Source organism: Rhizobium sp. AQ_MP, from assembly GCF_014237835.1.
Taxonomy (GTDB): domain Bacteria; phylum Pseudomonadota; class Alphaproteobacteria; order Rhizobiales; family Rhizobiaceae; genus Allorhizobium.
The window spans coordinates 1-17,199 of sequence record NZ_JACJVI010000022.1; the positions used below are offsets into that span (position 1 = coordinate 1).

Consider the following 17,199-nt stretch of genomic DNA (forward strand, 5'->3'; position numbering starts at 1 on the left):
ACAATCACCGGAGAGCCTGAGGGAGCGTCGTTGACATTCGTCACCGTCGCGGTCGACGACGAGGTCAGCGGACCCTCCGACGTACCACGGGCATCGACATAGGAGACCGCCACGCTCATCACCGCGCCGACATCGCTGTCACCGAGCGTATAGGTCGAGCCCGTCGCTCCGCCGATCGCTACGGGGCCCGAGCCCGTGTTGCGATACCATTGGTAGCTGAAGGCGCCGAGACCGTCGGCATCCGTGATGCCCGACGTATCCGCCGTCAGCGTCTGGTTCTCGGCTGCCGTTCCGACAATCACCGGAGAGCCTGAGGGAGCGTCGTTGACGCCGGTTATGGCGATAGAGACGGTTTTGGCCGTACTGGAAAGATAGCCGTCATTGGCCACGAATTCCACCACCCGGTTTGTCGTGTTGGGGCTATCGCTGGTGTTCTCATACGTAACGGAGCGAAGTGCGGCCTGGTAGTGAGCGACACTGGCGCTGCCGGAGAGTGTCAGGGTACCGGTCGTGCTGTTCCACGTCCCAGAGATGCCATTCTGCGCCGAGAAGCCCAGAACGTCTTGACCTGCGACGAAATTGTTGATCCTGACCGTTGCCCCAGACAAACTCGCGCTGTCGACGTCTGACAGAAGAAGCCCGCTATCGATCGGTTGCGGCGCGCTGTCCTCTATGTAGGACGCTGTTGCCCCGGAGGGCGTAATACTCGGCGGCTGAGGCGGCGTATAGCTGACGTACAGCAGCGGTCTGGCACCGACCGTGGCGTTTTCGGAACTGCTGATGCCCCAGTTGTCGGCGCTCGACGAGCCCGTCGCAATCAGCCACCCATAGTTCACCGCCCCACTCGACCATGCCTGAACGTCTGAAGTGATGACGAACACCTGGGTCCCGTTCAGGCCGGCATCCAGGCTGTCGGTTGCCAGGCTCCTCGCCTCCACATTGTCTCTTGAAACACCGCCGACAAGCGAATTGAAGGTCGAGGCTTCGCTCCAGTTCGTCAGCATGCGGTAGATTTCGACAGTGTCCGCAGGGTCGTCCGCGCTGACGAAGACCCTCAGTTCCGCGTAATTGATCGTTGCTCCATAGGGGATCAGGTTCGTGCCAGATCCGAAAATCCCGTCGAACCGAATAAGGATGTTCTTGTCATTAGGCGTGCCGTCATCGACGAAGAGCGTGGTAGCGCTTCCCATGTTCGTCGTCGGGGAGGCTGCGATGATTTCCGTATCCTGCGTTCCGACATAACCGGACGTGCCCTCCTGGAAACTCGCCGTTGCCAGGATGTGGGCCCAGTCTGAGACGGAATGCTGCGTCAGCGCAGAAGGCGCGTCCACAGAGCCGACGTGGCGTTCGAGATCCCAGTCGCCGCCCATATCTGCGTGACCCGTCGCGTCATCACTTCCCGCGACGTCCGCCCCGGTCAGGTAGGCCAGCCTGGTGAGGACCGTCGCGCCGACGTCTCCGGCGCCGAAATCACATCCATAGACCAGAATATCCGCGTCCTGTGACAGGGACATACCGATATTCACGAGTCGTGCGGCGTAGACGCCATCCATCGTCTCGGCATTCAGAATGCCACTCCCCAACTGGAGCTGGCCGGCGGAACCGTGCGCCAGAATATGAACGGCGTCGACGCCGGCTTTCTCAGCCATGACGTCGGCGATCTGCTCAACGCCGTCCCGATCAGCGTCCAGCAAGATGATCTCGACAGAGGGATCAAGAGCGGAAAGGAGCGTATCCAGGTCCTGCACCCGAGCATCCACGAAAACGATCTCGGTCCTCGACCTTGCGTGGTCGAGATCAACATTCGGTATCAAGGTCGCCGGACTGTGCTCGCTTTCGATAGTGTCTGGATCAACCATCAACGGGTCGTCCCCGTCGATTGGTCCGTCGTCACCTTCCGACGCGAAGTCCGCGATGATGGCGCCTGCGGCAGCATCGAACACGATGCGCGGCTCCAACTCGCAGAACTCGATTTCGGCGCGCGGGAGCGCTCTGCTCGCGGCTCTCCCGTATAGCGCGCCAAAACATCGCTGGTCCGCACCGGATCCAGGCATGATGAAACACACTCCCGACTCTGCTCAAGGAAGATCGCTCCTCAACGAGCGACTAATCTAAGAAAACATCATTAAGAAATGACTGATAAAATTGACCTTCCAGCCCAAACCCTGAAAAAGATTTCATGCAGAAGCGCAAGATTTAACTATTAGTTAAACATAAATAGCTAAATTTACCATGAAATTTCAGGGGATAGAAATTGCATGGGAGGATGATGAATCAGCCTACCGTTTCCCCCCTTAAGGCGAGTCAAAAGGTGAAGTGATCAGGAATGTTCTTCAAGGTCGGTGTTTCGGCGCTTATGGTGGTCGGGCTGGTTGGATGCAGCCTCCGTCCTACACCTGGCTCTGATCTTGCGTTCCAGCGGAACGCCCAGGCCAATATTCTTCGCATGACAGCGGAGCAGGAGCCGATCTCCGGACCGATCAGCCTGGAAGAGGCGATGGCGCGCGCGCTGAAATACAACCTGGATCTCCGCGTGAAGAGGGATCAGGTGATGCTTGCGAACACCAAACTCGACCTTGAGCACTATGGCATGCTGCCGAACGCCGTGATCGAGGCGGGCTACGTTCGGCGCAGCAACGACAATGCATCGACCAGCCTCGACCTCTTGAGCAACACGAGAGACCGGAGTTTTGCCACATCGCAAGATCGCCGGCAGCGCTCCAGCGACATCTCCATCAGCTGGGATATCCTCGACTTCGGCCTCTCCTACGTCAGGGCGCAACAAGCCGCTGACGACGTACTTATATCGCGTGAGATCTGGCGGAAAGCGGTGCACGAGCTCCTGGAAGATGTGCGGGCCGAATTCTGGCGCGCCAGTACATATCAGCGCCTCATCGACCGACTGCAGCAGCTCGGCAAACGGACTGACGCCGCAATCGCAAACAGCCAGCGCCTGTCAAACGAAGACCAGCTGAACCGCCTGACAGTTCTGCACGCCGAACGCGAATTGATTAGGGTGAAGCAGGCAATCAACGACCTGGAACAAAATCTGCTCGGCGCCAAAGCTGAGCTGGCCAGGCTGATGAACTTGAAGCCGGGAACCGCCTTCACACTCGATGCGACCCGCCCGACCCACACCTCGAAGCCGCTGGATTTGCCTCTGGACGAACTTCTCGAAGTGGCGGTGGCGCAGCGGCCGGAACTGCGTCAGAACTGGTACGAGCAACGCATCAACGTGCAGGAAGCGAAGGCCCAGGTTCTGAGCATACTTCCGAGCCTTCGCGGCTATGCCACCCGCAGTCAGAGCAGCAATTCGTTTCTGGCGGACGGCAGCTGGATGTCGGCCGGTGCGGCGGTCAGCTGGAGCCTGATCAAAGCATTTGAATACCCCGCAAGATCACGGGCCAACAAAGCGCACCAAGAAATCCTTGAACGCCAAGCCTTGGCGTTATCGATGGCCGTGGTCACACAGGTCTATCTCAGCCTGTTGCAGCAGGACTACTTCACCGAGAAGCTCAGTCTGGCACAGAAGCATCTCTCCGTCCAAAAACGCATCACCAGGCAAATGCGCATGGAGGCCAAAGCGCAGCGCGTGAGCGAGCAGGAACTCATCCTGGAAGAGATGAACGAACTTATTGCGGAGGCAAAATACGATATCTCTTTTGCCGAAAGGCAAAAGGCCTATGGCAGCCTGATATCAAGCCTCGGGCTGGAACTCCCCGTCAGCCTTGATCGCCGTGCCGACATCAAAACCCTGTCCTCCGCCCTTCAGTCCGGGTGGAACGCCGACCTTCATTCACGCGTGACTGCGTCCCGCAAGGTTCAACGGCCAGCGAGACACTAGGGAGACCAGCATGCCGCGCCGTTTCAAAAGGCCATGTCGACAGTCAACTCACCCTCGCATCATAGCGTCCATGATGACCTTCTGCGCGGCCACTGCATGCTTTGTGACGCTGCCTTGGGCTGCGGCCACGGCGTCAGGCGAGGCAATCGAGCAGTTACCGGTCCGCGGCGTCATCCGATCGATCAACCATGCGACCCTGTCGACGAATATCGGCGCGAAGGTATCCGCCATTGACTTCAGGGAAGGTGAGCACTTTCGGACCGGCGATCGTCTCGTCACATTCGACTGTCGCTCGGAACAGGCGAGACTCGCGGCTGCCCAGGCCGTGAGCAAGGAACGATCGGTCAAGGTCAAAACCGCCAGGTATCTTCAGGGCCTGAAGGCGGGGAGCACGCAAGAAGTCGAAATAGCGGAAGCCCAACTCGAACAGGCACAGGCGGAAGTCGAAGCGATAACCGCCACACTGGAAGACTGTGTGCTGATGGCACCCTTCGACGGCGTCGTGGAAGAACTCCATATCCGTGAGAATGAGAGACCGTCTGACAATTCTCCGATCATCACCATTGTCGATATACGCAGCTCCGAGATCGAACTGATCGTCACATCGAACTGGATCAGAGACATGGTGCCCGGCAGGCGCTTCAACTTCCGGATAGATGAGACAGGCGAATCCAGGATCGCCGTAATTTCGAGAACCGCTCCAGTCGTGGACCCCACCAGCCAGACCCTGCGTGTCTACGCCAGGTTTGCCGAAGCTGCGGACGGTGTTCTTCCTGGAATGAGTGGCGAAGCAACCTTCGATGCGGATTGGGAGCTGCGATGAGCACCCGCCTCCAGCCCCCCAAAGAAGGTCGAGTTCATGCCAAGACCTCTCCTCTCGGTCTCAACCAATTTCCGGCCTATCGATCGCACGACGGAGAGGATGCGCGGGAGGAACCCTATTCGAGCACGGTGTTCTCCAGCTTTGTGAGCACGGTGGCCAGTGCCGGAACGGAAAACGATCTGGCCCTCGTCATTGTGAACGAAACGCGAAGGATCACCGGCGCACAACAGATCTTCCTGTTCAGCTTCAGGCCCTTTGCGCACCTAGACGCCATATCCGGGCTTCCCCGCGTCAACAGACAATCCCCACTCGTCAAAGATCTTGAGGAAATGTTCGGCGTCCTGGAGGACGCCGGCGAACTCGATCATGCTCGAATGCTGAGCCTGGGACCCACCCAAAAGACTGACCTGTCCGGCCCGCTGGATGCGTATCCGTTTCCTCATCTCCTCTGGACCCCCGTCTTCATCGGGGATGATGCCGCATTTGGCGTTCTCTATGCCCGAAGCAAGCCTTGGAAGCGGGACGAATTGGAACTCGTTACGCGCTGCGCCGGCATTTTTTCGAGGCGTGCGCAGCGACTGAAGGTGCAGACGGCCTCCGCCTCGAAATGGTCCCCGATCAAAACGCCCTTCAGCCGTCCCAAACAGGCCGGAGCGATCCTGGCCGTATTGTTGACGCTCGGCCTGTGCATGCCGACGACCATGATGGCGAGTGCTCCGTTTCAGGTTGTCAGCCAGTCGCATCTGATCGTAGCGGCGCCCCTGGAAGGCGTCGTGGAGCGGGTTTTCGTAGAGCCGGGCGAGGCAGTCGTGACGGGGCAGCCCCTGGTGAAGTTTGTCGACGTCGCCGAGAAGAACCAGGTCTCCATCGCAAGACGGCAGGTGGAGATGAGTGAAGCTTTGCTTCGGCGGGCCAATCAGATGTCCTTCGAGAAGCAGGAGAGTGGACGGGAGCTTGGCCCCTCGCTTGCTGACGTTGCGATCAAGCGTGCAGAGCTGAACCTGGCGATGGAGCGATCCGCGCGGACGACAATCAATGCCGAAGCAGACGGGGTAGCCGTCTTCACGGACGAGAAATCCCTGATCGGGCGCCCGTTTTCGATCGGAGAGCGTGTACTGGAGATCGCAGATCCCGATCATATCGAGTTCGAAATTCTGCTGGATGTCAGCGACTCCATTTCCTTGACATCCGGCATGCCGGTCAAACTTTTTCCAGACGCCGCCCCTCTCCATGCCACGGAAGGTCGGATCAGCCAGATCAGCTATCTTGCGGAACAGGATAGACTGGGACGTCTGTCCTACAAGCTGATTGCGACAACCAAGGCCGGTGAAACCGGAACCTTGCGGCTCGGCACGACAGGGACCGCCAAGATCTACGGCCAGCAGGTGCCGCTCGCTCTCTACCTGTTTCGCCGACCCATTGCCTCTGTGCGACAATGGTTCGGGCTATGAATGCTGACGCCAGACAGACCTTGCCGGCCATCAGACAGGACCTGGTGTTCATTGCCCCGTCTGGCGAAGAAGATGTCTCGAGCGATTGGCTGGTCCATGATCCCGTTCAGCATCGCTTCTTCCGTATCAGCAACGATTGTGAGCGGATCATCTCTCTTTGGAAGCCCGGCCGAACCTACGAAAGCCTGATTGGGGATTTCAGGGCGCGCTTCGGTTTTGACCTGACGCCCCATCGCCTTCAGCACTTCGTCCAGTTTCTCCAGAAAGCTGATCTTTGCGAACTTCCGCCGGAAACGGCGTGGAATGAGTTGCGCCAGCGGGCTGATCCCGCACAGTCTCGGTTTGTCCGCCTCTATGGCAGCCTGATCTCTTTCCGCGTTCCCCTGTTCAATCCGGAGGCGATGCTGCGGTTCATGAGACCCGTGAGCGATGTCGCCTTTACGCGGGCGTTCACTCTGGCAATCGCGATCGTCGCGGCCCTCGGCCTCTATCTCTCCGCCCTTGACATGGTCACGACGATCTCTGCGACGGGGGAGAGCTTCAGGCTCCTCAGCATCGTTCAAATGGGCATTGCTCTGGTGGTGCTGAAGGCCTGCCACGAGCTGGGCCACGCAGTTGTTGCTCATCGCTACGGCTGTCGCGTCCCGACATTGGGGATCGCCTTCATGGTTTTCATTCCCCTGCTTTACACAGACGTCAGCGAAGCCTGGCGCCTGAAGTCGAAACGACAACGTATTCTCATCAGCGCTGCGGGAATGATTGTCGAGATCTATCTCGCCGGGCTGGCAACCTTTGTCTGGGCATTTCTCGATGACGGTCCGGTCAGAGACACCCTGTTTTACATCGCCACCTTCGGCTGGGTCAGCAGCCTGGCGTTCAACCTCAATCCGCTTGCCAAATTCGACGGCTATTACATCCTGTCGGATGCGCTCGAATTGCCCAATCTTCAATCCAGGGCAACCCAGCTTGCGCTCTGGAAACTCCGGACGACCTTCGTGACGGAAGGCCTTGCTGCGCCCCATGTCTATTCCAGATCCGCGACTTCAGCGCTCATACTGTTCGGGCTCGCCTCCTGGGTCTACAGGCTCTCTCTCCTGCTGGGCATTGCCTACCTGCTCTATGGTTTTGTGGCCAAGATCGTCGGGATCATTCTGTTCGTTTTGACGATCTGGCTTCTTATCGTCTTGCCTGTCCTGCGTGAGCTGCAGGTCTGGCGAGCTCTAATCGGCGGGGGAGGATCGAGAAGGCCGCTGCTGCGCTTTTCCATGGTGGCGCCGGTGGCACTTGCAGTTCTCCTCCTGCCATTCGGTTCGACCGTCTATGCGCCCGCCGTTCTCATGTCCGGCAATGTCCAGATCCTGTATCCTCCCGGAGAAGCCAGGATTTCCGATATAAGTTTTGAACCTTTGAGCAAGGTGAAGAAAGGCGATGAACTGATCGCCTTCGAAAGACCGGAACTGGCAACCGAGATCGCCATTGCCGAGATTGAACTGAAAAGCCTGAAAGCCCGGCTTGGAACTGCCGTGTCGAGTAGGGATGGCCGTTCAAACCTGATGGTTCTGCAAGCCCAGGTCCTATCCGTGCAGCGACGCATCGAAGAACTGACAGCAGAAATGCAAAAACTCCGGCTGGTCAGCCGAGATGACGGTCAGGTGGTTGAGATGTCGAGAGACCTCAGAGTGGGCAGCTGGATTTCTCAGAAGCGACGGCTGGCAGTCATCACCTCCGGCAACGAACTGGTCGCCAGAGGATATCTGAACGAGCAGGATATCCGAGAGATCTCCGTCGGCAGTGTCGGGAAGTTTGTCCCGGACGATCCGCTGCGCGACACCGCCAGCGTCGCTGTTGTGCGAATAGCGCCGGACGCAACCAGAAAGCTGGAATTGCCTGAACTGGCCTCGGTGTTTGGTGGATCGATTCACACCACGAGCGACAGCCTCACCCCGGATCGCAATATATTTGCCATCGAACTCAGCCTCACCGACGACATTGAAATACCGAACCAGGCCGTGCGCGGAGTGGTATCGCTTGAAGGACGCAGCGAGAGCCTGGCGACCCGGTTGTGGCGCCGTGTGACCAAAGTTCTCGTAAGGGAGGCCAGTCTCTAGCGGACACCCGCTCGCGGGGTTGCCCCGGTGACGCCTCGTGGCCTGCAACGATGACTGTCCGATTGACACCTTCCCCGCTCGCAGCTGCACCCGGGCAGCCCTCTGCGTCCTCCCCCCACCTTTGATACTATTCCACTTGGTGTCGCCACTTGAGGATGTCCGGAGCCGCAGTTATCGCAACGATTGGCGGCCCGAGCAATTCCAGCACTTCCGAACGAGCATCAAGGCATGGTTGGTCGTTTTAGCAAACTGGGCCCGTGTCGTGAGCCAAGCCTCCGAGTGCGCACGACGACTTTCGCCATCGGACTCGATGTTCCGATGGACAAACGTCGTTTTGGTTGCCGAGGCCTGATTGGACGGAGACCTCCAGCAAGTCCGTTTCGGAAGCGCTTGAGCAGCGTTTCGCAGGCCAGCGGAGTTCCGGAACATGGTGTCCAGTGGTGAAGCATGGAGCCAAGCAAAGCGCAATCGAGGCTATTCAGCTACTCCATCATCGGCCAATACCGGACTTCAGAACTTCTAATCCGTATCCGGCTCAGGCTGCTATCATTCAACCTCTCCGGACAGCTTCCCAGGCACGTTCTACCATTGCCCCACCGATGCTGGTGCGCAACTTGATGCGAAGCGAGAAGTCTGCCGCAACGACCACGCGGGGACGAGCGGGGATCGGTGCGAAGCTCCAAATCTGGGAAGTGGCCGATCAGCCCCTGGCGGCCGTGCCATAGCGCTGAAGGATCTGCGCGATTTTCGCATCCTGCTCCGGGTCCGGCAGCAGCGCCGGCTGTCGGCTGGCACCCACTGTCGCATCTTGCAGATAGAGCGCGCGCTTCACCATGGCAGGTGCAAAGCCAAGGGCATAGAGATCTGTCCGGAAGGCCGTGAAGATCGCCTGCTGGCGCTCAGCCTCGGGGATGTCCCCACTGTTGTAACCCTTCAGGATCCCGGCCAGCACCGCCGGTAGCGCATTGCCAAGGCCCGAAATGCAGCCGGCCGCGCCATTCTGCAGCGCCCAGAGCACCAGATGGTCGGGGCCGGAATAGACATCGAAGCCGGGAACATTCCGGGAAACAGCGAGATAGGCTTCGAGCGTCTCTTTGGCACCACCGCTATCCTTGATACCGGCTATGTTGCCGTGCAAGGCGAGCTTTCGGGCCGTTTCCGGCTCTATGTGGTTCTGGGTGCGGGCTGGGATGTCGTAGAGATAGATCGGCGTTTTCACAGCATCGGCAACTGTCGAGAAATGCCGGATCAGGCCATCCTGCGTGCACGCGATGAAGAAGGGCGTGATGACCGCGATCGCGGTCACGCCGATGCGATCGAATTCCCTGGCCAGTTTGATGGTCTCGAAGGTCGCTGGCATGCCGGCATTGACGATGACATCGACCTTGCCGCCGACTTCGTCGACGACGGCCTCCGCAAGCTTGACCTTTTCCTCGAAGGTGAGTGCGGTAAAATCGCCATTGGTGCCGGCGCACATGATGTTGTTACCGGCGGCGACCTGACGGCGGACCTGGGCGCGCGTGGCTTCGTAATTGATCGTCTCGTCCTCGTTGAAGCAAGTGACAAGCGCGACAAAGGCCTTTTTCAACATCGGTATTCTCCGGTCATTCAAACAGGTTCAGGAGGCGCGGCTCAGGCGTGCGGCGCGGTTCTGCGCCTGCACGTCGGGATCGGGGTCAAGCCCGGCGGCGAGCAGTGCCTGGGTGTATGGTTTCTGCGGCGTCTCGAAGATCTCGCGCACGGTCCCGAGTTCCACCACCTCGCCCTTCTGCATGACCATGACGTGATCTGCGAAGTCCCGCACGACAGGCAGGTCGTGGGCGATGAAGATGAAGGCGATGCCCATTTCCTTGCGCAGCCTGTCGAGGAGTGCGATGACCTGCGCCTGCACCGAGACGTCGAGGGCGGAGACTGCTTCGTCGCAGACGATCAGCTGCGGCTCGAGCGCGAGCGCTCGGGCAATGGCGATGCGCTGGCGCTGACCACCAGAGAATTGGTGCGGGTATCGCCCCATATGCTCCGGGCCAAGCCCGACCTGGGTCAAAAGCTCGGCGACCCGCGCCCGCCACTTTGCCTTCGGCAGAATGTCGGGATGGATCACCCAGGCTTCCGAGATCAGCTGGTAGACGGTCATACGTGGATTGAGCGACTGGGTTGGATCCTGGAAGACCATCTGCAGGTCGCGGCGCAGCTTGTAGAGTTCGGCCGGAGACAGCTGGAAAAGGTCTCTGCCCTTCCAAAGCGCTGAGCCCGAGTCCGGCTCATCGAGCCGCAGCAGAATGCGGGCAAGTGTGGACTTTCCCGACCCACTTTCGCCGACCACGGCAAGCGTCTCGCCCGCCAGCAGATCGAATGAAATACCCTTGAGGGCCGCGAAGGCACCGTAATTCTTGTGGACGTCCCGCACAGAGAGGACCGGCTCCGCCCCCTTCAGCGGCTGATGCATCTCGCCTTTGCCTGGTGCTGCAGCGATCAGCTTACGGGTATAGGGATGCTGTGGGTTCTTGTAGACCTCGCGCACCGTGCCGGCCTCGACCAGAACGCCCTTTTCCATCACCACGACTCGGTCCGCGATCTCGGCGACGACGCCGAGATCATGCGTGATGATGAGAACGGCCATCCCGGTCTCGCGCTGCAACTCCTTGAGAAGCGCCAGCACTTCGGCCTGTACGGTGACATCGAGCGCGGTCGTCGGCTCGTCCGCGATCAGAAGATCCGGGCGAAGCGCCAGTGCCATCGCGATCATCACGCGCTGACGCTGGCCGCCGGAAAACTCATGCGGGTATTTGTCCAAGGCGTGTTCGGGGTCTGGAATGCCGACGCGTCCGAGAAGGCGAATGGCCTCAGCTTGGGCTTTCGTGCTGTCCGTGCCGTGCGTGGTCAGAGCTTCGCGGATCTGCCAGCCGACGGTATAAACCGGATTGAGGTGGCTGAGCGGATCCTGGAAGATCATCGCAATCTTGCGACCGTTGATCTCACGCCGTGCCGCCAGTGGCATCGTCAGGAGATCGACGCCGTCCAGCAGGATTTCTCCAGAGCTGATGCGCCCCGGCGGCATGTCGATCAGGTTCATGATCGCCGACGACGAGACCGATTTGCCCGATCCACTCTCGCCGAGGATCGCCAGCGTCTCGCCGCGATCGAGATGATAGGACATGTCGCGCACCGCCCTGACCACGCCGACCGCCGTATGGAATTCGACAGAGAGGTTGCGGACTTCGAGAAGATGGTCAGCCATGCTTGGACCCTTTCATTTCCAGACGCCAGCGCTGTACCGGATCGAGCGCAATCCGCATCCAGTTCGAGAGAAGGTTCAGCGACATCGTCGTCAGGATGATCGCGAGCCCCGGCCAGAAGGAGAGCCACCAGGCATTGGTGAGGTACTGCCGGCCCTGGCTGATCATCAGGCCCCAGGTGATCTCTGGCGGCTGTATGCCGATGCCAAGGAAGGACAGGGCACTTTCCGCCAGCATCACATAGGCAAAATCGAGGGTCGCAAGCGTGGTAAGGGTCGGGAACACCACCGGCAGGATATGCCGGAAGAGGATGCGTTTGCTCGACGCTCCCATGACGCGCGCCGCCTGGACGAACATGCGTTCGCGGATCTCCAGTACCTCCGCACGCGTGGTGCGCAGATAGACGGGGATGCGCGTGGTCGCGAGAACCATCATCAGGTTCAGGATGGAGGAGCCCAGAATATAGAGGACGATGACGGCGATCAGCAGCGACGGGAAGGACATGATCACGTCGGCAAGCCGCATGATGATCTGGCTGACCCGCGGCGAGGAAAAGCCGGCGATGAGGCCGAGAACCGTTCCGGTGATGGCCGATATCAGGACGGCACCGGCCGCGACCATGACGGTGTTCTGGGTGGCGACGATGATGCGGGCGAGCAATGGACGGCCGAGCGCATCGGCGCCCATCCACCAGACCCAGGCCTTCTCGAAATCGAAGGGGGCAGCGTTTCGCCCGCGCAGGTTCTGCTTGGTGGCCAGGTCTCCGAGCCAGCTCGGGCCGATGATTGCCATGATCAGTATAACGAAGAGGAATATTGCTGCGCAAAGGGCGAATTTGTCGGCGAGCAGCATGCGAAACATGCGCTTTGCCACATGCGGCTCCTCGATCACGGCTGTTGCTTCGATGAACATGACCGCCTCCTCAGCGGATGCGGGGATCGAGAACCGCGTAGGCGAGATCGATCAGCAGGTTCATGAGGAAGATGGCGAGCGCCGTCACGAGGATCGCGGCCAGCACCACGTTGAAGTCGCGTTGCAGAATGGAATCGATCATCAGCTTGCCAACCCCCGGGAAGCCGAAGATGGTTTCGATGATGACGGCGCCGTTGAGAAGGCTTGCGGCCTGATCCCCAATGACCGTGATCACGGGGAGCATGGCGTTGCGCAACGCATGGACGAAGATGATCGGGGTCGACTTCACGCCCTTTGCGCGTGCGGTTTTGACATAGGCCGAAGAAAGGGCCGAGATCATCGAACCGCGCACGACCTGAACGATAATGCCAAAGGGACGGACAAAGAGCACGGCGATCGGCAGAACCCAATGCCAGATGGTGCCCGTGCCCGATGTCGGCAGCCAGGCAAGATTGACAGCGAAAATGACGATCGCGACGATGGCCAGCCAGAAATCGGGAACTGAGGCGCCGACAAGTGAGACAATCGACGAGAAGCGGTCGAAGAAACCTCCGGCCCGGAAGGCGGCCAGCGAGCCCACGACAATCGCGGCGACCGTGACAAGGGTCATGGTGATGACGGCAAGCCAAAGCGTCCAGACGAAGGCTTCGAGCACGACGTCGAGCGCCGGCCGTGCCTTGCGCAGGGATTCGCCGAGATCGCCCGTCACGACATCCCCAACATAGCGGCCGAACTGCACCATCAGCGGATCGTTCAGTCCATGCAACTCCCGGAACTGGTTCTTCATCTCCTCAGAGGCTTCCACTGGCAGGAAGAGGGCCGCCGGATCGCCGGTCAGGCGGGACAGGAAGAAGACCATGACCACGAGCCCGATCAGGGAGATCAGACTGGCCACGGCACGTTTTCGGATGAAGCTCAGCATGGCATCCTCGGAGAAACGATGCGGTGGGATCATCCCGCCGCATGGCTTGCCTTGAAACGGGCGGCCGGAGCCGCCCCACAATTACTTGATCTTGATCTCGGACAGCTGGAGCATGGAATTCGTCGCCATTGTCGGCTTGAAGTCCAGACGCTCGGAAACGCGCGAGAAACCAACCATGTGGAAGAGAAGCACATCGGCGACCACTTCGTCATGCAGATAAGCGATCAGTTCCGACCAGAGCTTCGCACGCTCGTCACCAACGGCAGCGGACGCACGCTTGATCAGGTCATCGACCTTCGGGTCCGAAAAACCTGACTGGGTACCGTCGGTGGCATACTTGAAGAACATCGAGAAGGACGGGTCACCCTTCGAATTGTCGTGCATGGCGGCGACAAGCTGCGGACCACGACCTTCTGCGAAGGGCTTCGAGTAATACTGCTCGTGCTCCGCTACTTCGACGAACTTCAGTTCGACCTGGAGACCGACTTCCTGCAACTGCTGCTGGATGGCTTCCATGATCTCCGTGACATTGGGGAAGTTGGCAGAACGGGCAATGATCGTGATCGGGGTATCGACCTTCGCGCCATCCGCTTTGGCTTCTTCGATCAGCTTCTTTGCTGCCTCGGGATCATAGGCCGGAACCTTCACGTCCTTGTTCCAGCCGAGTGTCGGCGGCGGCACGATGGCCGTTGCCAAAATGGCGCTGTCAGGCAGCAGAGTGCCCAGGAAAGCCTCGCGATCGATGGCCAGATTGAGCGCACGACGGATGCGGATGTCATTCAGCGGCTCGATGTTGTGATCGATGCGCAGATAGACGGTTTCACTGTCGAGATAGGAGAAATCGGTCGCGGGATTCGTCGCCTCGACCTGCGAGATCGAAGGCGAAAGATCGGCTTCGCCGGCCTGTACCATCGCGGCGCGAACAGCCGGGTCGGCACGGAACAGGTAGGTCGCTTCGGTCACTTCGGGCTTTGCACCCCAGTAGTCGTCACGGCTCGACAAAACGATCTGCTGGCCGGGGGTCCAGTTGGTAAGCTTGTAGGGGCCGGTGCCAACAGGTTCGCGGACAAACTCGAGCGGTGTTTCCTCGGGAACAATGGTCACCAGGGTAAGCAGCAAAGGCAGGATCGGCTGAACCGGATCAGCCTTGAAGTCGATCGTGTAGTCATCCACGACGGTCGGGGTCACCGTCATGCCGCCGAAGTAGCGACGCGACTCGCAGGTGTTCTTGTCGCTCATGATGCGGTCGAAGCTGTGCTTGACGTCCTTGGCATCAAAACCCGTGCCGTCGGAGAACTTAACGCCCTGGCGGAGATGGAAGCGCCAGCTACCGTCGGCATTCTGCTCCCACTTCTCAGCGAGACGCGGCTGCACACCGGTGCCGCCACGGATGTCGAGTTCGGTCAGCGTCTCGCTGACATTCTCCATGATGATGCGGCCGATGTTGGAGCGCGTCGCCATGCAGGGCTCGAGCAGATCGGCTTCTTCTGCAAGCACAACCTTGATCGGGCCGGAACCGGCAAAGGCTGGCGATAGGGACGTGCCCATGACCAGGGCACACAACAATGCAGTCTTTCTCATTTCCATTCTCCTCCCAGATGAATTCAGTTTGAAGCTTTGACGCCCCGCGAGCGCGCAGCCATGAGCGCGGCAAGGCAGATCAGAACGGCACCGACCACGGTGGTCAGGGCGATGGTTTCGTTGAACAGGGCAAAACCGCCAAGCGCCACGAGGGGCAGCCGCAGAAAATCCACGGGTGCGACGACACTGGCGGGGGCAAGTGACATGGCATGCGTCATGAGGCCCATGCAACTTGTGCCGACCACACCCTGAAGAGCCAGCAACGCCAGCTCCCGGTTTCCCGGCATGATGAAAAAGGGCACCGCCATCACGAGCGAAATCGGCACGGTCAGCAGCAGATTCCACACGACGAGGGTCGACGTGGCGTCACCGCGCGACATTGACTTCAGGACAAGCTGAATACCGGCCTGCAGTAGCGCTCCGGCGAGCGCGAGACCGATGGCCACCGTGAAACCCGACGCAGATGGGCCGACAACAATCACTGCACCCAAAAACCCGACCAACACTGCCGAGAACATGGCAAGCCCTGGCCTTTCACCGAGCACTAGGGCCGCCCCGAGGACGACGAAGATCGGCGACATGAAGGCGATGGCCGTCACATCCGCCAGCGGCCCGATGCTGAAGGCCGCAAAAAAGGCCACCATGGCCAAGAGTTTGAATACAGCCCGCACGGCATGCTGGCCAAGCGCGTAACTCGACTTAAGAACGCGCGGCCTCAGAGCCACGAAAGGCAGCACGAGAACAATTCCGAAAAGAGCCCGAAAAAAGGCAATAACAAAGGGATGCACGGCACCATCCAGCGCACGCACGATCACGGCGTCGGACGCCGCCAGCACAGCAGCCCCGATCGCAAAGAGCACTGCTGCGGAAACCCGTTGGCGCCTCTCTTCACGCTGCATGATACCCTCCCGGGCCGACCTCCTCGTCGGCATGCCCAACCATCTAACTTCCACCTTTCTTTGTCAAATGATTTTGCAATGTAAAATTCTACCAAGCTTCATCACCATGATAAATCAATTTATTTCAATTATTTACAGGTACTACTCAAGCGAGTGATCCATGTTTACGACATAAACAAACTTGACAACTTTGTTGAAAAAGCGGATTTCGGAGGCTGAGAGGAGTGCTCCATGACACCTGATGACATCGCCCGGCGCATGACCGGCGCACTCACCACGACCGAGGCAGGCCGGATGGAGGCCTTTCTTCCATCACCGATGGTTCAGAACCACGCATCCTTCTTGCACAGTCTGGCGAACGGAAGTCTGATCTGCGCGTGGTTCGGCGGATCACTCGAAGGCAAGTCCGACATTTCCATCTACGCCTCTGTCTTGACCGAAGGCGCATCGACCTGGGGACCGCCGCAGCGGCTGAGCTTAGATCCTGACCATTCCGAGCAGAACCCCGTCCTGTTCCAGGCACCCGACGGCCGTCTGCTTCTGATCCACACTTCACAGCCTTCGGGAAACCAGGACGAGTGCCGGATCAGGATGACGGAGATTGCGACGGATGCTGCTGACCCGACCCGACTGACGGCTGCGGAGGGGCGCTATCTCGACCTGCCACGCGGCAGTTTCGTGCGCGCGCCGGTGGTCATTCGCGCCGACGGCGCCTGGCTTCTTCCCATCTTCCGGTGCATCCCGCGCCCCGGGCAGAAATGGAATGGCAGCCACGACACGGCAGCGATCGGGATCAGCAGGGACGCTGGCGCGACTTGGTCACTCGATGAGCTCCCGCATTCGATCGGCTGCGTGCACATGTCTCCGGTGTCCCTGGGCGCGCCCAGGACAGCTGCCTTTTTTCGTCGTCGCCAGGCAGACTTCGTCTACCGCGCCGAGAGCATGGATCACGGCCTGACCTGGACGATCCCTGCACCGACCGACCTGCCGAACAACAACTCCTCCATCGCAGCGATCACGCTCGATGACGGCCGAATTGCGATTATCTGCAATCCTGTCAATGCCGCGGCCTCCCCGGATCGTCGGACCTCTCTTTATGATGAGCTCGGAGAACAGGACGACAGACCGGAGGCGGACCCGGCCGGGGGCTGTGCGCCTGTCTGGGGAGTGCCCCGAGCACCGGTCACCGTCTGCATTTCGAGCGATGGGGGCCTGACCTTCCCGCAGCGAATACAGATCGAAGCTGGTCCGGGCACATGCCTTTCCAACGATTCGACGGACGGGCGAAACAAGGAAATGTCCTATCCCTGGCTGCTCGCAGATCGGGATGGCTCGCTGCACATCGCCTATACCTACCACCGACGCGCGATCAAATATGTCCGGCTCGCCCCCGGCTGGGATCGTATCGAAAACGGAGCATGAA

General features: G+C 59.6%; 12 protein-coding genes. 5 read left to right on the plus strand and 7 right to left on the minus strand.

Annotation, left to right across the window (positions count from 1 at the left end):
- Positions 1-2,054: DUF4347 domain-containing protein (locus H6M51_RS21930; RefSeq protein ID WP_348644564.1), on the minus strand; the 2,054-nt coding region annotated here is incomplete at its 3' end.
- A gap of 272 nt (positions 2,055-2,326) precedes the next feature.
- Here H6M51_RS21930 and H6M51_RS21935 point away from each other — a divergent pair.
- From H6M51_RS21935 to H6M51_RS21950, 4 genes are all read left to right on the plus strand, one after another.
- On the plus strand, positions 2,327-3,844 hold the full coding sequence (locus H6M51_RS21935) for a TolC family protein (protein ID WP_185811941.1): 1,518 nt from the start codon (positions 2,327-2,329) through the stop codon (positions 3,842-3,844).
- 70 nt (positions 3,845-3,914) lie between these two features.
- Positions 3,915-4,667, plus strand: a complete 753-nt coding sequence (locus H6M51_RS21940) for an efflux RND transporter periplasmic adaptor subunit (protein ID WP_185811942.1) — start codon at positions 3,915-3,917, stop codon at positions 4,665-4,667.
- Complete coding sequence (locus H6M51_RS21945; RefSeq protein ID WP_185811943.1) at positions 4,664-6,118, plus strand: efflux RND transporter periplasmic adaptor subunit; 1,455 nt, start codon at positions 4,664-4,666, stop codon at positions 6,116-6,118. The genes H6M51_RS21940 and H6M51_RS21945 overlap by 4 nt, the downstream gene beginning before the upstream one ends.
- Positions 6,115-8,226: a site-2 protease family protein gene (locus tag H6M51_RS21950; protein ID WP_185811944.1), complete on the plus strand. Its 2,112-nt coding sequence runs from the start codon at positions 6,115-6,117 to the stop codon at positions 8,224-8,226. The genes H6M51_RS21945 and H6M51_RS21950 overlap by 4 nt, the downstream gene beginning before the upstream one ends.
- Positions 8,227-8,926: 700 nt before the next feature.
- Here H6M51_RS21950 and H6M51_RS21955 read toward each other — a convergent pair.
- From H6M51_RS21955 to H6M51_RS21980, 6 genes are all read right to left on the minus strand, one after another.
- On the minus strand, positions 8,927-9,817 hold the full coding sequence (locus H6M51_RS21955; protein ID WP_185811945.1) for a dihydrodipicolinate synthase family protein: 891 nt from the start codon (positions 9,815-9,817) through the stop codon (positions 8,927-8,929).
- Between the two features lie 27 nt (positions 9,818-9,844).
- Positions 9,845-11,464: an ABC transporter ATP-binding protein gene (locus H6M51_RS21960; protein WP_185811946.1), complete on the minus strand. Its 1,620-nt coding sequence runs from the start codon at positions 11,462-11,464 to the stop codon at positions 9,845-9,847.
- Positions 11,457-12,374, minus strand: a complete 918-nt coding sequence (locus tag H6M51_RS21965) for an ABC transporter permease (protein ID WP_185811947.1) — start codon at positions 12,372-12,374, stop codon at positions 11,457-11,459. The genes H6M51_RS21960 and H6M51_RS21965 overlap by 8 nt, the downstream gene beginning before the upstream one ends.
- A 10-nt stretch (positions 12,375-12,384) precedes the next feature.
- Entirely contained in the window at positions 12,385-13,296 is a 912-nt protein-coding gene (locus H6M51_RS21970; protein ID WP_185811948.1) for an ABC transporter permease, read from the minus strand.
- Between the two features lie 81 nt (positions 13,297-13,377).
- Positions 13,378-14,877, minus strand: a complete 1,500-nt coding sequence (locus tag H6M51_RS21975; RefSeq protein WP_185811949.1) for an ABC transporter substrate-binding protein — start codon at positions 14,875-14,877, stop codon at positions 13,378-13,380.
- Positions 14,878-14,900: 23 nt separating this feature from the next.
- The gene (locus tag H6M51_RS21980) at positions 14,901-15,809 is read right to left on the minus strand and encodes a DMT family transporter (protein WP_348644565.1); all 909 of its coding nucleotides are present in this window, start codon (positions 15,807-15,809) and stop codon (positions 14,901-14,903) included.
- Positions 15,810-16,007: 198 nt separating this feature from the next.
- On the opposite strand from H6M51_RS21980, the gene H6M51_RS21985 reads away from it, so the two are divergent.
- Entirely contained in the window at positions 16,008-17,198 is a 1,191-nt protein-coding gene (locus H6M51_RS21985) for an exo-alpha-sialidase (protein WP_185811951.1), read from the plus strand.
- The last annotated feature ends 1 nt before the right edge of the window (position 17,199 follow it).

Coding starts and splice junctions, on each gene's coding strand:
- H6M51_RS21935 (WP_185811941.1), top strand. CDS start 2,327: ATGTTCTTCAAGGTCGGTGTTTCGGCGCTTATGGTGGTCGGGCTGGTT.
- H6M51_RS21940 (WP_185811942.1), top strand. CDS start 3,915: ATGATGACCTTCTGCGCGGCCACTGCATGCTTTGTGACGCTGCCTTGG.
- H6M51_RS21945 (WP_185811943.1), top strand. CDS start 4,664: ATGAGCACCCGCCTCCAGCCCCCCAAAGAAGGTCGAGTTCATGCCAAG.
- H6M51_RS21950 (WP_185811944.1), top strand. CDS start 6,115: ATGAATGCTGACGCCAGACAGACCTTGCCGGCCATCAGACAGGACCTG.
- H6M51_RS21955 (WP_185811945.1), bottom strand. CDS start 9,817: ATGTTGAAAAAGGCCTTTGTCGCGCTTGTCACTTGCTTCAACGAGGAC.
- H6M51_RS21960 (WP_185811946.1), bottom strand. CDS start 11,464: ATGGCTGACCATCTTCTCGAAGTCCGCAACCTCTCTGTCGAATTCCAT.
- H6M51_RS21965 (WP_185811947.1), bottom strand. CDS start 12,374: ATGTTCATCGAAGCAACAGCCGTGATCGAGGAGCCGCATGTGGCAAAG.
- H6M51_RS21970 (WP_185811948.1), bottom strand. CDS start 13,296: ATGCTGAGCTTCATCCGAAAACGTGCCGTGGCCAGTCTGATCTCCCTG.
- H6M51_RS21975 (WP_185811949.1), bottom strand. CDS start 14,877: ATGAGAAAGACTGCATTGTTGTGTGCCCTGGTCATGGGCACGTCCCTA.
- H6M51_RS21980 (WP_348644565.1), bottom strand. CDS start 15,809: ATGCCGACGAGGAGGTCGGCCCGGGAGGGTATCATGCAGCGTGAAGAG.
- H6M51_RS21985 (WP_185811951.1), top strand. CDS start 16,008: ATGACACCTGATGACATCGCCCGGCGCATGACCGGCGCACTCACCACG.